Origin of the sequence: Shinella agrisoli, from assembly GCF_046557955.1 — a bacterium.
In the GTDB taxonomy this organism is placed as follows: domain Bacteria; phylum Pseudomonadota; class Alphaproteobacteria; order Rhizobiales; family Rhizobiaceae; genus Shinella.
On record NZ_JBJIEP010000001.1, the window covers coordinates 202201 to 220774 of the forward strand.

15 protein-coding genes are annotated in these 18574 nt (G+C 67.4%); 7 read left to right on the forward strand and 8 right to left on the reverse strand.

Translation table 11 applies throughout. The features are described 5' to 3' along the window. Nucleotides 1-10 precede the first annotated feature (10 nt). On the forward strand, nt 11-2188 hold the full coding sequence (katG, locus tag ACIIOY_RS00925) for a catalase/peroxidase HPI (protein WP_411032721.1): 2178 nt from the start codon (nt 11-13) through the stop codon (nt 2186-2188). 84 nt (nt 2189-2272) lie between these two features. On the opposite strand, the gene ACIIOY_RS00930 is transcribed toward katG, so the two are convergent. Then, nucleotides 2273-2467 carry a hypothetical protein gene (locus tag ACIIOY_RS00930; protein ID WP_411032722.1) on the reverse strand — a complete coding sequence of 65 codons (195 nt, stop codon included), beginning with the start codon at nt 2465-2467 and terminating at the stop codon, nt 2273-2275. Between the two features lie 140 nt (nt 2468-2607). After that, nucleotides 2608-3402 (reverse strand): FCD domain-containing protein, encoded by a 795-nt coding sequence (locus ACIIOY_RS00935; protein WP_411032723.1) that lies wholly within the window; start codon nt 3400-3402, stop codon nt 2608-2610. A gap of 176 nt (nt 3403-3578) precedes the next feature. Between ACIIOY_RS00935 and ACIIOY_RS00940 the strand changes: the two genes are divergently transcribed. From ACIIOY_RS00940 to ACIIOY_RS00950, 3 genes are all read left to right on the forward strand, one after another. Continuing rightward, nucleotides 3579-5252: an L-lactate permease gene (locus ACIIOY_RS00940; protein WP_411032724.1), complete on the forward strand. Its 1674-nt coding sequence runs from the start codon at nt 3579-3581 to the stop codon at nt 5250-5252. Between the two features lie 84 nt (nt 5253-5336). Beyond that, nucleotides 5337-6485, forward strand: coding sequence for an alpha-hydroxy acid oxidase (locus ACIIOY_RS00945; RefSeq protein WP_411032725.1), 1149 nt, complete (start codon nt 5337-5339; stop codon nt 6483-6485). Nucleotides 6486-6662: 177 nt separating this feature from the next. After that, entirely contained in the window at nt 6663-7124 is a 462-nt protein-coding gene (locus tag ACIIOY_RS00950) for a hemerythrin domain-containing protein (protein ID WP_411032726.1), read from the forward strand. Nucleotides 7125-7165: 41 nt separating this feature from the next. Here the strand turns inward: ACIIOY_RS00950 and ACIIOY_RS00955 are convergent, their stop codons facing one another. The 3 genes from ACIIOY_RS00955 to ACIIOY_RS00965 are packed head-to-tail and all read right to left on the reverse strand — an operon-like array spanning nt 7166 to nt 11643. Next, complete coding sequence (locus ACIIOY_RS00955) at nt 7166-8245, reverse strand: DUF2218 domain-containing protein (RefSeq protein WP_411032727.1); 1080 nt, start codon at nt 8243-8245, stop codon at nt 7166-7168. A gap of 9 nt (nt 8246-8254) precedes the next feature. Then, nucleotides 8255-9373, reverse strand: a complete 1119-nt coding sequence (locus ACIIOY_RS00960) for an ABC transporter substrate-binding protein (RefSeq protein ID WP_411032728.1) — start codon at nt 9371-9373, stop codon at nt 8255-8257. Between the two features lie 47 nt (nt 9374-9420). Beyond that, on the reverse strand, nt 9421-11643 hold the full coding sequence (locus ACIIOY_RS00965) for a TonB-dependent siderophore receptor (RefSeq protein ID WP_411032729.1): 2223 nt from the start codon (nt 11641-11643) through the stop codon (nt 9421-9423). A 239-nt stretch (nt 11644-11882) separates the two neighbouring features. Here ACIIOY_RS00965 and ACIIOY_RS00970 point away from each other — a divergent pair, with 239 nt between their 5' ends. Continuing rightward, entirely contained in the window at nt 11883-12887 is a 1005-nt protein-coding gene (locus ACIIOY_RS00970) for a helix-turn-helix transcriptional regulator (protein WP_411032730.1), read from the forward strand. A 36-nt stretch (nt 12888-12923) separates the two neighbouring features. Here the strand turns inward: ACIIOY_RS00970 and ACIIOY_RS00975 are convergent, their stop codons facing one another. Both ACIIOY_RS00975 and ACIIOY_RS00980 read right to left on the reverse strand, forming a co-directional pair. Then, a complete protein-coding gene (locus ACIIOY_RS00975) occupies nt 12924-14384 on the reverse strand; it encodes an FAD/NAD(P)-binding protein (RefSeq protein WP_411032731.1) in 1461 nt (486 codons plus the stop codon). 10 nt (nt 14385-14394) lie between these two features. After that, entirely contained in the window at nt 14395-15810 is a 1416-nt protein-coding gene (locus ACIIOY_RS00980; RefSeq protein ID WP_411032732.1) for an LLM class flavin-dependent oxidoreductase, read from the reverse strand. A 21-nt stretch (nt 15811-15831) separates the two neighbouring features. On the opposite strand from ACIIOY_RS00980, the gene ACIIOY_RS00985 reads away from it, so the two are divergent. Both ACIIOY_RS00985 and ACIIOY_RS00990 read left to right on the forward strand, forming a co-directional pair. Next, nucleotides 15832-16038 carry a hypothetical protein gene (locus ACIIOY_RS00985; RefSeq protein ID WP_411032733.1) on the forward strand — a complete coding sequence of 69 codons (207 nt, stop codon included), beginning with the start codon at nt 15832-15834 and terminating at the stop codon, nt 16036-16038. Continuing rightward, nucleotides 16035-17246: an acyl-CoA dehydrogenase family protein gene (locus tag ACIIOY_RS00990; RefSeq protein ID WP_411032734.1), complete on the forward strand. Its 1212-nt coding sequence runs from the start codon at nt 16035-16037 to the stop codon at nt 17244-17246. The genes ACIIOY_RS00985 and ACIIOY_RS00990 overlap by 4 nt, the downstream gene beginning before the upstream one ends. Nucleotides 17247-17332: 86 nt before the next feature. On the opposite strand, the gene ACIIOY_RS00995 is transcribed toward ACIIOY_RS00990, so the two are convergent. Next, a complete protein-coding gene (locus ACIIOY_RS00995; RefSeq protein ID WP_411032735.1) occupies nt 17333-18547 on the reverse strand; it encodes an SfnB family sulfur acquisition oxidoreductase in 1215 nt (404 codons plus the stop codon). Between the last annotated feature and the right edge of the window lie 27 nt (nt 18548-18574).

Below are 18574 nucleotides of genomic sequence, written 5' to 3' on the forward strand. Positions count from 1 at the left end.
GGAGGACCGAATGGATACGAAGACGACGACAACGACCGGCAAGTGTCCGGTCATGCACGGGGGCAACACCGCCCTCGGCAAATCCGTCATGGAATGGTGGCCCAACGCGCTGAACCTCGACATCCTGCACCAGCACGACACCAAGACCGATCCGCTGGGCAAGGACTTCAACTATCGGGAAGAACTGAAGAAGCTGGACGTGGAGGCGCTGAAGGCCGACCTGCGCGCGCTGATGACGGAAAGCCAGGATTGGTGGCCGGCGGACTGGGGCAGCTATGTCGGCATGATGGCGCGCGTCACCTGGCACGCCGCCGGCTCCTACCGCGTCTCCGACGGCCGCGGCGGCGCCAACACCGGCAACCAGCGCTTCGCGCCGCTCAACTCCTGGCCGGACAACGTCAACACCGACAAGGGCCGCCGCCTGCTGTGGCCGATCAAGAAGAAATACGGCAACAAGATCTCCTGGGCCGACCTGATCGCGCTGGCGGGAACCATCGCCTATGACGTCGCCGGCCTGAAGACCTTCGGCTTCGCCTTCGGCCGCGAGGACATCTGGCACCCGGAAAAGGACGTGTACTGGGGCGACGAGAAGGAATGGCTGGCGCCGAGCGACGGCCGCTACGGCGACGTCTCCAAGCCCGAGACGCTTGAGAACCCGCTTGCCGCCGTGCAGATGGGCCTCATCTACGTCAATCCCGAGGGGGTCAACGGACGATCCGATCCGCTGGCGACCGCCGCGCAGATGCGCGAGACCTTCGCGCGCATGGGCATGAACGACGAGGAGACCGTGGCGCTCACCGCCGGCGGCCACACGATCGGCAAGTCCCACGGCAACGGCAACCCGCGCGACCTCAGCCCCGATCCGGAAGCCGCAGGCCCGGAATTCCAGGGCCTCGGCTGGATGAACACCAAGGGTCGCGGCATCGGCCGCAACACCGTCGTCTCGGGCATCGAGGGCGCATGGACCTCCGAGCCGACGAAGTGGGACAACGGCTTCTTCGAGATGCTGTTCAAGCATGAATGGACGCTCACGCACAGCCCGGCGGGCGCCTCCCAGTGGGCACCGATCACCATCGCGGAGGAAGACAAGCCCGTCGACGTCGAGGACCCGTCGATCCGCACCATCCCGATGATGACGGATGCGGACATGGCGCTGAAGGTGGACCCGATCTACCGCGAGATCTCGCTGCGCTTCATGAACGACTTCGAGGCCTTCTCGGACGCCTTCGCGCGCGCCTGGTTCAAGCTGACGCACCGCGACATGGGTCCGAAGGCCCGTTACCTCGGCCCCGACGTGCCGGCGGAAGACCTCATCTGGCAGGATCCGATCCCGGCCGGCCGCAAGGACTACGACATCGGCGGGGTCAAGGCGAAGATCGCGGCCTCCGGCCTTTCCGTCTCGGATCTCGTCACGACCGCCTGGGACAGCGCCCGCACCTTCCGCGGCTCGGATTTCCGCGGCGGCGCGAACGGTGCCCGCATCCGCCTCGCCCCGCAGAAGGACTGGGAGGGCAACGAGCCGGCGCGCCTCGCCCGTGTTCTCTCCGTGCTTGAGCCGATCGCCGCCTCGTTCGGCGCGAGCCTTGCCGACGTCATCGTGCTGGCGGGCAATTACGGCGTGGAACAGGCGGCGAAGGCCGCAGGGTTCGACATCGAGGTGCCCTTCGCCCCCGGCCGCGGCGATGCCACCGCCGAGCAGACCGACGCGGACAGCTTCGCGCCGCTCGAACCGCTCGCCGACGGCTTCCGCAACTGGCTGAAGAAGGACTATCTCGTGAGCCCCGAAGAGCTGCTGCTCGACCGCGCCCAGCTCATGGGCCTGACGGGACCGGAGACGACGGTGCTGATCGGCGGCATGCGCGTGATCGGCACCAACCATTCCGGCACGACGCACGGCGTCTTCACCGACCGCGTCGGCGCGCTGACGACGGACTTCTTCGCCACGCTCACCGACATGGCCTATTCCTGGGTGCCGGCGGGCAACAATCTCTACGAGATCCGCGACCGCAAGACCGGCGCGACCCGGTACACGGCCACGCGCGTCGACCTGGTCCTCGGCTCCAACTCGGTCCTTCGCGCCTATGCGGAGGTCTATGCCCAGGACGACAACAGGGAGAAGTTCGTGAAGGACTTCGTCGCCGCCTGGACGAAGGTCATGAACGCCGACCGCTTCGACCTGGCCGCATAACCGCGAACCGGGTCCTGCGACCTCAATGCCAGGACTGCCGCCTTTCCCCAAGCGATTGGGGAAAGGCTACCCGCACGGATAGGCTCAGCCGGCCGTCTTCGGCACCGTGCGGCTTGCCGGCTTCTTCGAAGCCTCGTCCTTGGGTTTCGCGCCGCGGGGCGACGGCGCCTTCCCGGCGCGCTCGCGTGCATGAGCTTCCGGCCCGGCGACGATCGTGCCGGGCTTGGTATCGTCCCGGCCGCCCTTCTTCGCCTTGCGAACTTCAGCCTCTTTGTCCATGGTTCCTGCATCTCCTTTTCACGATGCAGCCTTAACGGCGCAGGCAAAGCGTGGTTCCCGCATTCCGGTTTGGCAAAGCCCGGATTTTCGATCGTGAAGAGGAAACGGGAGGCAGGTTATCGCTGCGCCCCGTGCCGTCGTCAGTCTCCCTTGGCTGTGCGCTTCGCATTCCTGGCGCTCACCTGACCGCCGCCGATCCGCCGCAGCGAGATTTCGAGCCGCGCCTCGGCGGCCTTGATTTCCTTCAGCGCCTTGTGGGTATAGAGGATATGGGCTTCGGCGGCATCTCCCGCCGCCTGCACGTCGCCCGCCATCACGCCTTCGTAGATCGCACGGTGCTGCGCCAGCAGCGCGCCCCGCGTTTCGGGACGCGTGAAGAGCTTTTCGCGGTTTGCGATCACGCCCTTGCGCAGCATTCCCGAAATCGCGCGCATGATGTGCAGCAGCACCAGGTTGTGGCTCGCCTCGTACACCGCGATGTGCAGATCGACGTCCGCATCGGCCTCGGCCTGCTCATCCTTGTCTGCATGCGCCCGATCGATCCGCTGCATGCACTCGGTCAACCGTTCGCGGTCGATGTCGTTGGCACGCGCCGCCGCCAGCTGCGCGGCCAGCTTCTCCGTCGTCGCACGGAATTCGAGATAGTCGTCGACCACCTCCGTATGGGCGGCCAGCAGCTCGATGAGGGGATCGATTATGTCCTGGCCCAGCTGGGCCACCGTGCGCCGTCCCGGCTCGACCACCAGGAGCCCGCGCTCCTCGAGCATCTTCATGCCCTGGCGCAGGGTCGGCCGGGATACGTTCAGGCGCTGTGCCAGCTCCCGCTCGGGCAGCAGCAGATCGCCCGGCCCCAGGGATCCCTCGAGGATCAACGCCTCCAGATGCCGGGCCGCGCTTTCGGCCGCGCTCGCGCTTTTCACTCCGTCCTGTCCCATGGGCTCCCCTTTGCTTCGCCGAAAGTATAGCAGGCTCCCGGGGGTGGAAAACAGTCTTGCCAGTTGACTTACTAGGTAAATTAATTTTACCACCTCATCCGTGAGGGGACGACGATCTGACCAATCGCTTGCGTGGGGTCGCGTCTGGGATTCAGCTTTTACCGGGAGGGACAGCCGTGACCTGGAACCAAATCTACGACCCGTTGGGCAGCATGACCTTGTCGACGCTGCTGGCGGCCTTGCCCATCGTGGTCCTTCTGGGCGGGATCGGGCTTTTGCACATGAAGGCGCATATCGCGGCGCTGCTCGGGCTTGTCGTCGCCCTCGTCGTCGCCGTCATCGGCTTCGGCATGCCGGCCGAGATGGCGGGCGCCACCGCCGTCTACGGCGCCGCCTTCGGCCTCCTGCCGATCGGGTGGATCATCCTCAACGTCATCTTCCTCTACCGGCTCACCGAGCAGACGGGGCAGTTCAACATCCTGCGCGACTCGATTGCCGGCATCACGCCGGACAAGCGGCTGCAGCTGCTGTTCATCGCGTTTTCCTTCGGCGCCTTCTTCGAGGGCGCGGCGGGCTTCGGCACCCCGGTGGCGGTGACCGCCGCCATGCTGATGGGTCTCGGTTTCGCGCCGCTGCCGGCGGCCGGGCTTTCGCTCATCGCCAACACGGCGCCCGTCGCCTACGGGGCGCTCGGCACGCCGGTGATCGCACTTTCCGCCGTCACCGGCATCGACCTGCTGCAGCTTTCGGGCATGATCGGCCGGCAGCTCCCCTTCTTCTCCGTCATCGTGCCCTTCTGGCTCATCTGGGCCTTTGCGGGCCGCAGGGGCATGATGGAGGTCTGGCCGGCCTTGCTGGTGGCGGGCGCATCCTTCGCCGTCCCGCAATATCTCGTCTCCAACTTCCATGGCCCCTGGCTGGTGGACGTGGTCGCGGCGATCTGCTCGATGGGCGCGCTCGCAGGCTTCCTGCGCGTCTGGCAGCCGAAGCGCATCTGGACATCGACGGGCAAGGAGGGCGAGGAGGCGGCAGCACCCGTGCAGGCGAAGCACAGCCATTCCACCGCGACGGTGTTCAAGGCCTGGCTGCCGTGGCTCATCCTGTCGCTCTTCGTCTTCCTGTGGGGCACGCCGCAGTTCCGCGCCTGGCTGGATTCGATCTGGGTCTGGAAGACGCCCGTGCCCTATCTGCACAACCTGGTGTTCAAGGTGCCGCCGGTCGTGGCCGAGGCCCATGCCGAGGCGGCCGTCTACACGCTGAACCTGCTCTCGGCCACGGGCACGGGCATCCTGCTCGCCGCCATCATCTCGGGCTTCGTCCTGGGCTTCAACCCGCTGAGCCTGGTAAAGGCCTACGGGCGGACGGCCTATGTGGTGCGCTTCTCGCTCATCACCATCGCGGCCATGCTGGCCCTCGGCTACGTCACCCGCTATTCGGGCACCGACGCGACGCTCGGCCTCGCCTTCGCCCAGACCGGATGGGTCTATCCCTTCTTCGGGGCGATGCTGGGCTGGCTCGGCGTCGCGCTGACGGGCTCCGACACCGCGTCCAACGTGCTGTTCGGCGGGCTGCAGAAGATCACCGCCGAGCAGCTCGGGCTCTCTCCGGTGCTGATGGCGGCGTCGAACTCCTCGGGCGGCGTGATGGGCAAGATGATCGACGCGCAGTCCATCGTCGTCGCCTCCACCGCCACCCAGTGGTACGGGCATGAATCGAAGATCCTGCGCTACGTCTTCTTCCATTCGATCGCGCTTGCCGGCCTCATCGGCCTGCTCGTGATGGCACAGGCCTACGTGCCGCCCTTCACGATGATGGTCCCGGCCGAGGTTCTGCCCGCCGTAGCCCATTGACAATGCCGCGGCCGGGAGCGCTTAAGGCGTCTTCCGGCCGCCCCCGTTTCCGGCCCGGCGAGCACGGGCCGCGGAGAACCAGACATGCGCTTGCAGAACTGCCACAACTTCCATGATTTCCGCCGCCTGGCCAGGCAGCGCCTGCCCGGGCCGATCTTCAACTATATCGACGGCGCGGCGGACGACGAGGTGACCTACCGCCGGAACACGGCCGCCTTCGAAAGCTGCGACCTCCTGCCGAGCGTGCTGCGCGGCGTGAGCGCCGTCGACCTCTCCGTGACGGTCATGGGCCAGAAGCTCGCCATGCCCGTCTACTGTTCGCCGACCGCGCTCCAGCGCCTGTTCCACCATGAAGGCGAGCGGGCCGTGGCCGCCGCGGCCGGCAAGTTCGGCACGATGTTCGGCGTATCCTCGCTCGGCACGATCAGCCTGGAGGAAGCCCGCCGGATCAGCACGAGCCCGCAGGTCTATCAGTTCTACTTCCACAAGGATCGCGGCCTGAACCGCGAGATGATGGCGCGGGCCAAGCAAGCCGGCGTCGAGGTGATGATGCTGACGGTCGACAGCATCACCGGCGGCAACCGCGAGCGCGACAAGCGCACCGGCTTTGCCATTCCCTTCAAGCTCAACCTCGCCGGCATCGCGCAGTTCGCCGTGAAGCCGGCCTGGGCGATCAACTATTTCACGCACGAGAAATTCAGGCTGCCGCAGCTCGACAGCCATGTCGACATGGGCAGCGGCACCATGTCGATCAGCCGCTACTTCACCGAAATGCTCGACCCGGCGATGAACTGGGACGATGTCGCCGAGATGGTGAAGCACTGGGGCGGCCATTTCTGCCTCAAGGGCATCATGACGGTGGAGGATGCCCGCCGCGCCGCCGATATCGGCTGCACGGGCATCGTCCTGTCCAACCATGGCGGACGCCAGCTCGACGGCTCGCGCAGCGGCTTCGACCAGCTCGCGGAGATCGTGGACGCCGTGGGCGACAGGATCGACGTGATGATCGACGGCGGCGTGCAGCGCGGCACCCACGTCTTGAAGGCGCTGTCGCTCGGCGCGAAGGCGGTGGGCGTCGGGCGCTACTACCTCTTCCCGCTCGCCGCCGCCGGGCAGGCCGGCGTGGAGCGCGCGCTGGAGCAGATGCGCGCCGAGATCGAACGGGGCATGCGGCTGATGGGCTGTGCCTCCATCGGCCAGCTTTCACGCCGCAACCTGCGATTCCGGCCGTAATCCGCCCGCAGGCCGCACGTACGCATGGGGACGGCCGACCCGCGGCCGTCCTTGCGCCCGCGCAAAGAAAGGCGGCGGCGGAAGCGGCATGATAGCGGCGAAGGAAAGAGTTCCTTCACGGCGGACGCGGAGCGCGATTCCGCCGCCGCGGCGCTCCTGCCGGAGCAAGGAGATACCATGAACGGCGCCACCCTCGCCGCCGCCGACATCGGCCGGCTGGAAGCACTCCACCACCGCCTGCTCGACCTGTGCCTGCGCCTCGAAGAGGCCGCCGGCGAGCCGGGCATCGTCGGCGAGCTGAGGGATCTTGCCGAAGCCGTCCCGCCGCTGCTGAAGGCGGTGCACGACCTCGAGGAGCGCCTGCTCTTCCCCGATTTCGACCGCCATGCCGGCTCGTGCTTCGCCGCCATGATGATCGAGCGCCTGAAGGCGGAGCACCGCTGCGACCGGCTGGCCGCCGAGGAGCTGTCCTTGACGCTGAAGGCCGTCGCCGACCGCAACTGCGGGCTCTCGCCCGAGACGGTCGCGCGCATGATCGGCGGCTTCCAGGAGGCGCTGCGCCGCCACGTCTTCTCGGAAAAGGTCGTCCTGGAGGCATTGCTCTCCGCCAAGGCCGAAGCGCGCAGCGTCTTTGCCTGAGCGGCAGCCGCCGGCCATGGCGGCCAATATGCCTCACGCGTTCATTCGCCCTCGGCCTTGCCCCGGCGCCAGTAGGAGACGACGAGGTGCTCGTTGTTCGCAAGGCGTCTTTCCTGGCGGACGAAGGCACGGATCGCCCGGAACGCCTCGAACTCGCAGCCGGCCCAGACATAGACCCTCTCTCCGTTCGCCGGAAACGCACTGCCCTTCACCGCGTCGGCGAGCAGCGTCGTGCCTCCGGCGGGGGGGCCGTCGCGGAACAGCCATTCGACATCGACCGCCTGCGGCACCGTGAGGGGCTGGACCTCGGCCTCGTCCGCCACTTCGAGGAAGACCTTGCCGCGCGCGCCCGCCGGCAGGTGTTCCAGCATGCGGGCGATCGCGGGCAGCGCCGTCTCATCGCCGGCGAAGAGATACCAGTCGGCCTCCACGAGGCCGCCCCCGCCGGGGCCGACCACGCCCACCCTGTCGCCGACCGAGGCCGCCTGCGCAAAGCCCGCCCCCGGCCCCGCATCCGCGTGCAGCACGAAGTCGATGTCGAGCGTGCCGGCGGCAGGATCGACGGCGCGGACCGTGTACTTGCGCATGAGGGGCCTAAGCTCCGGCCGGTCCCAGGTGATCACGCCGTTGGCGCCGACACGCGGCCACTGCGGCTCGCCCGCCTCGGGACGCTGCACCATGAGATTGAGGTGCAGCGCGTCGAGGCCGGCGAAGCGGGCGACATCTTCGCCGGCAAGCGTCAGCCGGCGCATGTGCGGCGTCAGCATCCGGCAGGAGACGACTTCGAGGATCTGGAAATTGGGCGGACGGACGATCTCCCCGCCGTCGCCCGTCCAGGCGATGACCGGCGGATCGTCGCCGGCAAATTCCAGGATGTGCGAGGCGACGGACATGCGGGCGAGATAGAGGCCTTCGAGGTCCGGCGCGGCGACATCGACAAGCGTCTCGTCGCCGTCGCGCGAGAACTGCGCGCGGATGCGGCCGAGTTGGAGCACCGGCCCCTCCGGCCCCTCGCTCACGACCGCATTGTGCTCCACCATATGGTCGCAGAACTCCGCGATGACGGCGCCGGGATTGCTGAGCGCGATCCGGGCCTGTGCGGTATACTCCCTGCCTTGCATGTCACGTTCCTATTGCAGCTTGGAATCGACCCAGAAAGTGCCTTCGAGGGGCACCGCCAGGAATTGCCTGTTGATCTCGGCGAGCGTTTCGGCGGGATCGACGTCCGCGAAGAGATCGGGATGCATCCATTTGGCGAAACATTCGAAAACGAGGATGTTGAGCACCGAGATCGAGAGCTGGTGCGAGACGGCATGCGCCCTGCCCTCCTGGACCGCCCTCAGCGCGCCGCGCATGCCCTTGCCGAGGATGTCCGCGAAGGATCTTTGCGCGGCCTGCGCGGTGACGCCGCCGCCGAGCACCAGGCCGCCCTGGGCGGCAAGGTGCGGCCCGCCGGTCGCGATATAGACCTTCGGATCGGCGCCGAGCACGAATTCCGGGCTCAGCTGGCCGTCATAGCCGGGCACGTCGGCGCCGATGCTCGCGCCGCCGGCAAGGCGCAGGTACTCCGTCATGCGGTTGCCCTTGCCGGGCGTCGAGCAACAGGTCGCGCCGGCATGGGCATCGACGAGCACGGAGACCGGCGGCACCGTCGCGGCACGCTCCGTGATGCGCCGGTAGCGCGCACGAAGGAAATCGCCGAAAGCCCTGCCCCTGGCCTCCTGCCCGATTGCCCTGGCGAGCAGTTCGACGGAAAAGGCCGTCGTTTCCGCCGGCCCCTTGCCGTCGTTCACCGGGCCGTCGAGGAAGAGCACCGGCACGCCGGCCGCCTCCAGCGTCTCCGCGGCCTCCGTCCAGCCCGCCTCCCAGATGGAGACGACGAAAAGGTCCGGCTTCACCGAAAGGATCGCCTCGACCGAGGTCTTCGCCGGCACGACGCCGCCGACGGTCGCAATGGCGTCGATAGCCGGGAAGCGGCGGCGATAGGCCTCGTACATGCCGCGATCGATGCGCTGGGGCGCCGCCCAGCCGGCGATGAGCGCCACGGGATCGGGATCCACGAGGGCAAGCGAGAGGAGGATGAGGCTTTCGTTCGTCGCGATGCGGCGCGCCGGCTCGGCAAGGCGCACGTCGCGCCCGGCGGCATCGGACAGCACGATCTCCGCCCGTCCCTCCGCCGGCACCAGCCATGGCAGCAGGATCAACATGGCCACCAGCAGACAGCGCAGCGGCCGGACGGCCGGCGGCATACCTCCGACCTTCCCCGTCTTCTTCCGCCCCGCTCCCGTCAACAGCATCACCATTCGAATTTCAGGCTTGCCGTGATGGTCCGGGCCGGACCATAGTTGCAGCTTCCGCCCGTGGCGTTGGTGCACTGCACGACATAGGTCTTGTTGAACAGATTGGACACGTTGACGCGCAACGTCGTTCCCGCGAAGTCCTTGTTCAAGGCGCCGAGATCATATTGCGCGCCGATGTCCACGAGAGCGAGACCGGGAATTTCAAGCGAGTCCAGATAGGTCGTGTCGGTATGGTAGGACGAGGTGGCGCGCACGCCTGCGCTCAGCGCCAGCCCCTCGGCCCATTCCGGCCGGTATTGCATCCAGACCGCACCCTGGTGCCTGGGGACCCGGAGCATATCCTGCCCGAGCTGCCTGCCGATATTCGTCTTGAGCACCTCCGAGTCGGAATAGGCATAGGAGGCGACCAGGTCCACTTCCGGCGTCAGCTCGTACTTGCCTTCGATCTCGAGGCCGCGGATGCGCTGCTCGCCGGTCTGGATATTGCCGAGCGTGGCGCCGGTGCCGCTGTAGACGGGCGTCAGCGCGTTGTCCAGCGTCAGATCGTAGAGAGAAACGCCGATCATGCCCGGCGCGCCTTCTGGCGCGTACTTGACGCCGACCTCGAACTGCTGCGACTCCTGCGCCTTGTAGGGATCGCCGTACACGTCCGCCCCGATCGTCGGCAGGAACGATGTCGAGAAGCTCGCGTAGGGCGTCAGGCCGTTGTCGAACAGATAGGCAAGGCCGGCGCGGCCCGAAAGCGCTCCGTCGGTGTTTTCGTAGGTGACATTCTTCAGGCGATCGATCGTCGTGATCTCCGAACGGTCGTATCTGAGGCCGAGCGTCGCCAGCCAGTTGCCGTAGCGGACCTGGTCCTGGACGTAGGCGCCGAGCTGGTTCTGCTTGGACAGCCTGGAGGTGTTCCACGCGGGGAAGGGATAGGTGCCGCCATAGACCGGATTGAGATAATCCTGGCTGGTTATGTTGGCGGAGCCGAAATACCGGTCGGATCTGACATGGATATATTCGAACCCGAACAGCATCGTGTGGTCCAGCGCGCCGGTATCGAAACGCGCTTCGAGCTGGTTGTCGATGTCGATGGACGACAATACGTCGTCGGATGCCGAAACCGCCCTTCCGAGCCTGGTGCCCGAGGGAGGATTGGTCGTCCATGCGAAGGCCGGGTTGACGATCGCCAGGAACATGTTCTGGTCGGCATAGCTGTATCGGAGGTTCTGCCGGAACGTCAGGCTCTCGTTGAGGTTATGCGAGAGTTCGTAGCCGGCCATATAGAGATTGGCGTCGAACTCGTTCGCATTGGAGAGGTAGTCGCCCATATGGGTGCTGACCGGGATCTGCCCGGCGGGATTGCTTATGAGCGTGCCGAATGCCGGATAGAAGCGCCCGCTGAAGTTCTCGGGATTCACCTTCTGATGGAAGCCGTAGACGGTGAACGACGTGTCCTCGTCGGGCGACCATGTCAGGCTGGGGAACAGCATGGACTGCCTGTTGCGCTCCTTGTCGATCTGGCTGCCGAGATCGCGCCCCTGTCCGACAAGCCGGTAGGACCAGTCGCCGTCGGCGCCGACCGGCCCCGTGAAGTCGACAGAGACCTGAATGCCGCCCAACGACGACGTCGTGACCTCCACCTCGTTGCGCGTGGTGGTCTGCGGCCGCTTGCCGACCTGGTTGACAAGCCCGCCAGGCACGGTCTGCCCGTAGAGCACCGAGGCCGGCCCCTTGATCACCTCGACGCGCTCCAGCGCGTAGGAGTTGATGGCCGTCGAGGCATAGCCATCCGGATCGCCCGCCAGCGCAAGGCCGTCGAGCCAGAGCCTGGCGTAGGCGTTGTATCCCCTGAGCCACATCCAGCCGCCGCGAACGTCGTCGCCGTTGGCCTCCGCCATGACGCCGGGCGTGTAGCGCAGGGCCTCGCGAACGGAATTGGCGCCCCGCGCATCCATCTCGTCGCGCGTCACGACGCTCACGGCCTGCGGGGTCTCGCGGATCGAGGTGTTCGTCTTGGAGGCGCTGCGGCTGCGCTTGGCGACGATGCCTTTGTCCGGTCCCCGGCCGGTGTCCTGACCGCCCTCGACGGTGATGGTCTCCAGCGTCGTCGCGCCGGCATCCTGCGCGTGCGCCGGACCGGCGGCCGCAGCGAAGGCAAGCGCCGCGCCGGAGGCGAGCCACAGGCGCCTGCGCCGGATCGCGCGCGCCGCCGGCACAGGCTCTTCCATCCTCGTCTTCTCAACCAAACTCGTCATCGCCCAACCGTCTAATCGCTTCCATTAAACTTGACCACTTACATCAAGTTAAGCTATTCCTACGGCAACAATCGCACGGCCGACAATGTCGGTTCCTTTGCGGGACGCGCAGATGCCTTTGCGAACCGACAAATCTCTGCGCAACGTGAAGGTTCGATAATCCTCGTCGGTCACGTTGCGGTTCAAGCATGCGGGCACTGAAGGAAGTTGGGATGGCGGCCGCACACGGCGATGCCGGAAAGCAGGCAAACGACGGACGCTTGCGCGTGCGCGATTTCATGCGCCACCAGGGCATCTCGCTCAACAGCCCGGACGATCGCCTCTCCCCCGACGACACGCTGATGAAGGGCGCGTTCCTGCATCGGGAGCTGCGCCGCGGGCTGGTGCTGCATGTCAGCGACGCGATCGAGGAGCGCGCCTTCACCGCGACCTCGCTGCTGCCGGAGGAGCTTTCCTGCATCTTCTTCCTCGAAGGCAGCGTCGATCTGTCGATCGGCGACCGCCGCTTCGCCTTCCAGGCCGGCCGCGGCGTGGCGCGAGGCGTGGCGATCATGAACGCCTGCCCGGAGAACTTCGCGCGCGCCTCGCGCGGGCGCCAGCACCTGCGCCACCTCGTCGTGTCCGCAACGCCGGAATGGCTGCATCGCGATGCCCTTGAGGCCGTCACCGACACGAGGGGCGGCGCGCGCCTGCTGCGCAACCACCTGGCCGAGCACCGCTGGACGCTGACGCCGCGCGTGGTCGAGCTCGTCCGGCAGATCTTCGCCCCGTCGCCGCTCGTTCCCGAGCTGCGCGACCTCTACCTGGAGGGCCGCGCCGTCGAGCTGGTGGCGGAAACCATGGCCGCCGTGCTCCAGGCCGACCGCCGCGATGCCGGCGGCAACCTGCTGACGCGGCAGGACGCGATCTGCCTGCAACGCGCCAAGGACTTCATCGAGGCGCGTATCGCCGATCCGCTGAGCGTCGAAGCCATCGCACGCGAGGCGGGCATCAGCGCCAGCGGCCTGCAACGCCTCTTCCGCGTGTCGGAAAACCGCAGCGTCTTCGATTACGTGCGCAGCGTCCGGCTGGAGCGCGCCTTCGCCGCCCTCGGCCGGGGAGACGTCAGCGTGCAGGAAGCCAGCGCCATCGCCGGCTACACGAGCGCCGCCAACTTCGCCACCGCGTTCCGCCGCCGCTTCGGCATCGTGCCCACGGCGGTACGAAGCAAGGAATAGGCCGGAGGCGGCGCCCGGGGGCTGCTTTTGTCGCCGCTAGCGCGTGGCGCCTCCCACCCGACTGCCAGCTTCGGCTTCGATCTGCTGCCCGATGAGCTCCGCCACGAAGACAGCGTGGTCCGTCACCTGGGGCAGGCCCATCAGCTCGCCGAACGTGCCGCGCGCCAGCGGCCCGGCGATGTAGAACGTGTCTTCCGCGCGCCCGTCGGCAGCGATGGCGCGGCTTTTCCCGTCGACCGCGATGCCGAGGCCGACGGCATCGGGTTGCAGCACGCCCGCCCGTGCGAGGCCCGCCAGGAACGGCTGGCTTGAGAGGATGGAAGCATGGCCCGGCCCCGTCGTCACGACCACGCCGTCGAACTGTTCCCGGAACGGCTCCCGGCCATGGCGCGGGCGAAAGTCCACGGTGACTGTGCCGTCCGGCGCGCGGGCCACGCCGGCGATCGCGGCAGCGTGAAAGGCGAGCGTGCCGGCCGCCATGCGCCGCTCGATGACCGCTTCCACCTGCGGCGCGATACGGAAACGGTGCACGTCCCAATAGGGCCGCAGGAAACGCACGATGCGCCGGCGCTCGGCGACCAGCAGGGCGCGCCAGACGTCGCCGCCCTGCCCGCGCAGCCGGTCGAAAACCGCGTGCCAGGTCCGCCCCTCGGCCTCCGCCTCCGCGAGGCTGCGGCGAACCCGCCGGAGCAGGGCCCGCGCGGAGCGGGCCGGCGGATCGGCGAACTCGCCGAACGGATCCTGCGGGGCGAGATTGTGCCCGCGCGAGCGAAGGCCACGGCGCGAGACGGCCGTGATCCTGCCCCGGTGTCCGCCGGCATCGAGCGCCGCAATCACATCCGCCGCCGTCAGCCCCGTGCCGACGACCAGCACCCGGTCGTCCACACCGATCGCGGACAAGGCGCCGGGCACCGTGGTGTCCGGAACGTAGCGGATGTGGCCGGAAAGGGCACGCTGGAGCGCGGCGGGCGCCTGCGGGCCGGGATGCGTCGTCGCGAGCACCACAAGATCGGCCGCCAAGGCCGAACCGTCCTCGGCCTCGATGCGCCAGGGCCCGGACGGCGTCTTCGACACGGCGCGAACCGGGCTGCGGCGATGCTCTATCGCGCCGCTTTCGACAAGGGGCCGAAGCTGGGCGGAGACATAGCGGCCGAACGCGGAGCGGCGCGCGAAGACATGACCGTCCGAGGTCGTGGCCTCCGGATCGTCCGCAAGGGCGCCGCTCTGGAGAAGCCAGCGCTGGAAATGATCGCCGTCCTCCGGAACGAGCGTCATGCGCGATGCGGGCACGTTGATGCGGTGCACCGGTTCGTCGGTATCGTAGGCGAGGCCGCCGCCGAGCACGGCGCGGGGCTCGAAGACAACGATCCTGGCGCCGCCGGCGGGAAGCCTCAGCGCGAGATGATAGGCACAGGCGGCCCCGCTGTAGCCGCCCCCGACGATTGCGACGACCGGCGTGCCGGGCGCCGCACCCGCGTTCCGCAGAGGCCTTGTCACGGAAGCCGCTTCACGCGCCGACCGATTTCAGCGCCGGCACCGCCTCGGCTTCGCGGCGCTTCACGGCCTCGATGTCCCGGTAGCCGTCCGCCGGATGGGTCTTCGGCAGGTAAGGCCCCTCTCCGAAGAGTTTTTCGCGCAGCGTGCCGGGGCGGTAGGCGGTCGGATAGGCGCCGCGCTTCTGCAATTCCGGCACGATATGCGCGACGACGTCCTCGAAGCTCTCCGGCGTCACCGCATAGGCGATGTTGAAGCCGTCGACATCCGTGTCCGCCACCCATTCCTGCAGGATGTCGGCGATGCGCTCCGGCGAGCCGACGAAGACCGGGCCCATGCCGCCGATGCCGCCGAACTGGGCGAGCTCGTCGATGGTCCAGGACTTGTCGCCACCGGCAATGTGCTCGATGAAGGAGTGGATGGCGTTGGTCTCGATCTTCTCGACCACGTCCGTCGGCGCATACTGCCCGAAATCGATGCCGCTCCAGCCGGACATGAAGGTGAGAGAGCCGTCGTAGGAGACGTACCCCTTGTACTCCTCGAACTTCTTCTCGGCCTTCTCCTGCGTCTCGTCGGTAATGATGGTGATCAGCGTGTAGATGAAAACCTTGCTGGGATCGCGGCCGGCGGCGGCGATGCGCTGGCGGATGTCCGCGACATAGGCCTTCAGCACCGATTTCGTCGGCGCGGCGACGAAGATGCATTCCGCATGCTGGGCGGCGAAGGCCTTGCCGGGGCCGGAAGCGCCGGCCTGGTAGAGCACCGGCGTGCGCTGCGGCGAAGGCTCGGTGAGGCCGTAGCCCGGCACCTCGAAGAATTTGCCCTTGTGGCCGATCTCGTGAACCTTCTCCGGGTGGGTGAAGATGCGCTTCTCGCCGTCGCGCACCACGGCCCCCTCTTCCCAGGAGCCTTCCAGCAGCTTGTAGAGCACCTCGACATATTCGGCGGCGACCTCGTAGCGGTTGTCGTGCCGGCGAAGGCCGCCCTGCCCGACATTCTTCGCGCCGCTCTCCAGATAGGAGGTGACGATGTTCCAGCCGACGCGGCCCCTGGTGTGGTGGTCGGCGGTCGCAAGGCGGCGGGCGAAGGTATAGGGATGCTCGAACGAGGTGGAGGCGGTGATGCCGATGCCGAGATGCTCCGTGGCGAGCGCGATGGGGGCGGCAAGCTGCAGCGGGTCGTTCACCGGGATCTGCGCCGCCTGGTGGATGGCGTGGTAGTTCGAGCCCTTGTAGACGTCGTAGTAACCGATGACGTCGGCGATGAAGATGCCGTCGAAGATGCCGCGCTCCAGCGTGCGGGCAAGGTCCTGCCAATAGTCCAGGTCCTTGTATTTCCAGGACTTGTCGCGCGGATGCGCCCAGAGCCCCGGCGACTGGTGGCCCACGCAGTTCATGTCGAAGGCGTTGAAGCGGATGTAGCGTGCCATGGGGTCTCCAGCATCTGGCGGATGCCCGGCGGCATCCGATGTCGCCGCAAGGATAACGCCTCCCCCATCCAAATACAGAAATTCTATCTTTTATATGGATTAATTTCGGAAATGGCTTTTCTGGCTGCCGCGCAGCCGCTCTGGGAAGATGCGGGCGAGCGACGGAAGACCGTGCGCCTCTTTTTCAAGGTGCCGGCAGAGGCCGGCGAGCAGGAGATCCGACGATGAACGCCCTCCATCTTCTCAAGGAACCTGATCTTGCGGACGACCGCGCGCGGCTGTTTGCCAAGGCGGAAGAGATTTCCGCCGACCTCGCCCGCCGCGGCGCGGCGCTCGACGCGGAAGGCAAGCCGCCGGTCGCCGAGATCGAGCGCCTGAAGAAGGAGGGGCTGCTGGCCGCGCTCCATCCGGCCGAGATCGGCGGCGGCGGGCTCGACTGGGTGGACGGATTGCGGCTCGTGCGCATCCTCGCGCGCGGCGAAAGCTCGATCGGCCAGCTCCTCGGCTATCATTTCGTCAACAGCCAGTACATCTACTGGGCGGCGGACGACCCGGACAAGGCCTGGGACCTCGGCGTCGAGACGGTTTCCAGGAAGCTCTACTGGGGTGCCGCCGTCAATCCGCGCGATCCGGGCCTCACGCTGACGCGCGACGGCGACCGTTACCTGCTCAACGGCAGGAAGACCTTCTCGACCGGCGCGCATGTCTCCGACCGCATCAATGCGAACGCGGCCCTCGGCGAGGAGATCGCGAACCTCGTGCTGCCGACGGACCGTCCCGGTTATGTCGCCAACGACGACTGGGACAATATCGGCCAGCGGCTCTCCGACAGCGGCAGCGTCGAGTTCCGCGACTTCCCGGTCTACGAGAGCGACTTCCTCCTGCCGCTCGCGAAAAAGGACGCCGCCCCCGCCGTGCAGGCGACGTTCAACACGCCGCTCATCCAGCTCGTCTTCGTCAACTTCTATCTCGGCACCGCGGAAGGGGCGCTCGCCGCGGCGACCGACTATGTGCGTACGACGACGCGGCCCTGGGTCACCTCGGGCCTCGATAGCGCCAGCGAAGACCCCTATATCCTGGAACGCATCGGGGAATTCCGGGCAGCCCTGAAGGCTTCCGCCGCGCTTGCCGACGCTGCCGCAACCGCCGTTCAATCGGCACTTGCGCGCGGCCGCGACGTCACGGCGCGCGAACGCGGCGAGGCGGCGATCGAGGCCTACGCGGCCAAGGTCAACGCCACCCATGTGGCGCTCGACGTCACCGCCCGCGTCTTCGAGCTGACCGGCGCCCGCTCGACCGCCTCGCGCCACCGCTTCGACCGCTACTGGCGCAACGTGCGCACCCACACGCTGCACGACCCCGTGTTCTACAAGGCGCGCGAGGTCGGCGATTTCGCCCTCAACGGCCGCGTGCCCGAGCCGAGCCTCTATAGCTGAGGCCACTCTTTCCATCGGGCAAAAAAAGGGCCGCAATCCCGAAGGATTGCGGCCAGTGGACCACCCCCCACCACGAGGGCTGGATCTCAGAGCGCGCCGTTCTTCGGCGGGTTGACGCCGTTGAGGTGATAGTTGCCGACGACGTGGTACTTCCAGCGCACCGGGTCGTGCAGCGTATGGGTGCGGGCGTTGCGCCAATGGCGCTCCAGATTGAGGCCGCGCTTCGTCGCCGAGGTGCCGGCAAGCTCGAAGAGCACGTTGGTCGCATCCACGGCCAGCTCCGTCGTCAGCACCTTGGCGGCCGCGACGGCGAGCGTCGCCGCAACGGCGTTTTCCTCGTTCAGATTGACCTGCGCCTGGTCGACCTTGCGCCCTGCCCGCTCCAGCGTCGCTTCCGCCGCCTCGAGGCGGATGGCAAGTTCGCCGATGCGCGCGATGGTCAGCGGATCGTCCGCCGCCCGCTCGACGCCCCTGTCGGTCCAGGGACGCGCCCTGTCGCGCACGTAACCGATCGTTTCCTTCAGCGCGGCGCGGGCAATGCCGAGGTCGATGCCGGCATGTATGATCTGCCCGACCGAGCCGATCGTGCCTGGCCGCTCGAACCCCTTCTGGTGCTGCACGACCGCGTCCGCCGGCACGTAGACGTCCCGCAGGATCGTCGTTCCGCTGCCGGTCGTGCGCTGGCCGAAGCCGTCCCAGTCGTCGACGATCTCGATGCCCTCCGTCCCGCGCGGGGCGAACGACATGGTCAGCCGATCCTGCTCGTCGAGCGCGAAGATCGCGATCCAATGGGCGAACAGGACGCCCGTCGAGTAGAACTTCCGCCCGTTGATGCGGAAGCCCTCGCCGTCCGGCGTGATGCGCGTGTTGTAGTCGCCGACGGTCCTGGTGCCGACTTCCGAAAGCGCGTTGCCGAAACGGTCGCCGGCGAGCGCCCGGCCGTAGTAGAAGCGCTTCTGCGCCTCGCTGCCGTCGTGCCGCAGCGCTTCGAGAATGTAGAAGTGGTTCTGCGGGATCTGGCCGATCGAGCTGTCGGCCTCCGAGAGGATCGCGGTCACCTCGGCGAGCACCGCATTCGAAACGTCGATGCCGCCATATTCCGCCGGCACCGTGATGGCAAGAAGGCCCGAGGCGGAGAGCCGGTCGAGCTCGGCGTAGGGAAGCGCCCGCTCGTAGTCGCGCCGGCTCGCTCCGCCGGCAAAGTCGAGGGCGAGCGCGCGGGCGACGGCGAGGGCCTCCTCCTCGCTGGCGATGCGGTGAGCGGCTTGCTGGGGTTCGGCGAGCTTGATGACGCTGCTCATGATCGTTCCTTTCGAGTATGGGCCCGG

Coding starts and splice junctions, on each gene's coding strand:
- katG (WP_411032721.1), top strand. CDS start 11: ATGGATACGAAGACGACGACAACGACCGGCAAGTGTCCGGTCATGCAC.
- ACIIOY_RS00930 (WP_411032722.1), bottom strand. CDS start 2,467: ATGGACAAAGAGGCTGAAGTTCGCAAGGCGAAGAAGGGCGGCCGGGAC.
- ACIIOY_RS00935 (WP_411032723.1), bottom strand. CDS start 3,402: ATGGGACAGGACGGAGTGAAAAGCGCGAGCGCGGCCGAAAGCGCGGCC.
- ACIIOY_RS00945 (WP_411032725.1), top strand. CDS start 5,337: ATGCGCTTGCAGAACTGCCACAACTTCCATGATTTCCGCCGCCTGGCC.
- ACIIOY_RS00950 (WP_411032726.1), top strand. CDS start 6,663: ATGAACGGCGCCACCCTCGCCGCCGCCGACATCGGCCGGCTGGAAGCA.
- ACIIOY_RS00955 (WP_411032727.1), bottom strand. CDS start 8,245: ATGCAAGGCAGGGAGTATACCGCACAGGCCCGGATCGCGCTCAGCAAT.
- ACIIOY_RS00960 (WP_411032728.1), bottom strand. CDS start 9,373: ATGCCGCCGGCCGTCCGGCCGCTGCGCTGTCTGCTGGTGGCCATGTTG.
- ACIIOY_RS00965 (WP_411032729.1), bottom strand. CDS start 11,643: ATGGAAGAGCCTGTGCCGGCGGCGCGCGCGATCCGGCGCAGGCGCCTG.
- ACIIOY_RS00970 (WP_411032730.1), top strand. CDS start 11,883: ATGGCGGCCGCACACGGCGATGCCGGAAAGCAGGCAAACGACGGACGC.
- ACIIOY_RS00980 (WP_411032732.1), bottom strand. CDS start 15,810: ATGGCACGCTACATCCGCTTCAACGCCTTCGACATGAACTGCGTGGGC.
- ACIIOY_RS00985 (WP_411032733.1), top strand. CDS start 15,832: ATGCCCGGCGGCATCCGATGTCGCCGCAAGGATAACGCCTCCCCCATC.
- ACIIOY_RS00990 (WP_411032734.1), top strand. CDS start 16,035: ATGAACGCCCTCCATCTTCTCAAGGAACCTGATCTTGCGGACGACCGC.
- ACIIOY_RS00995 (WP_411032735.1), bottom strand. CDS start 18,547: ATGAGCAGCGTCATCAAGCTCGCCGAACCCCAGCAAGCCGCTCACCGC.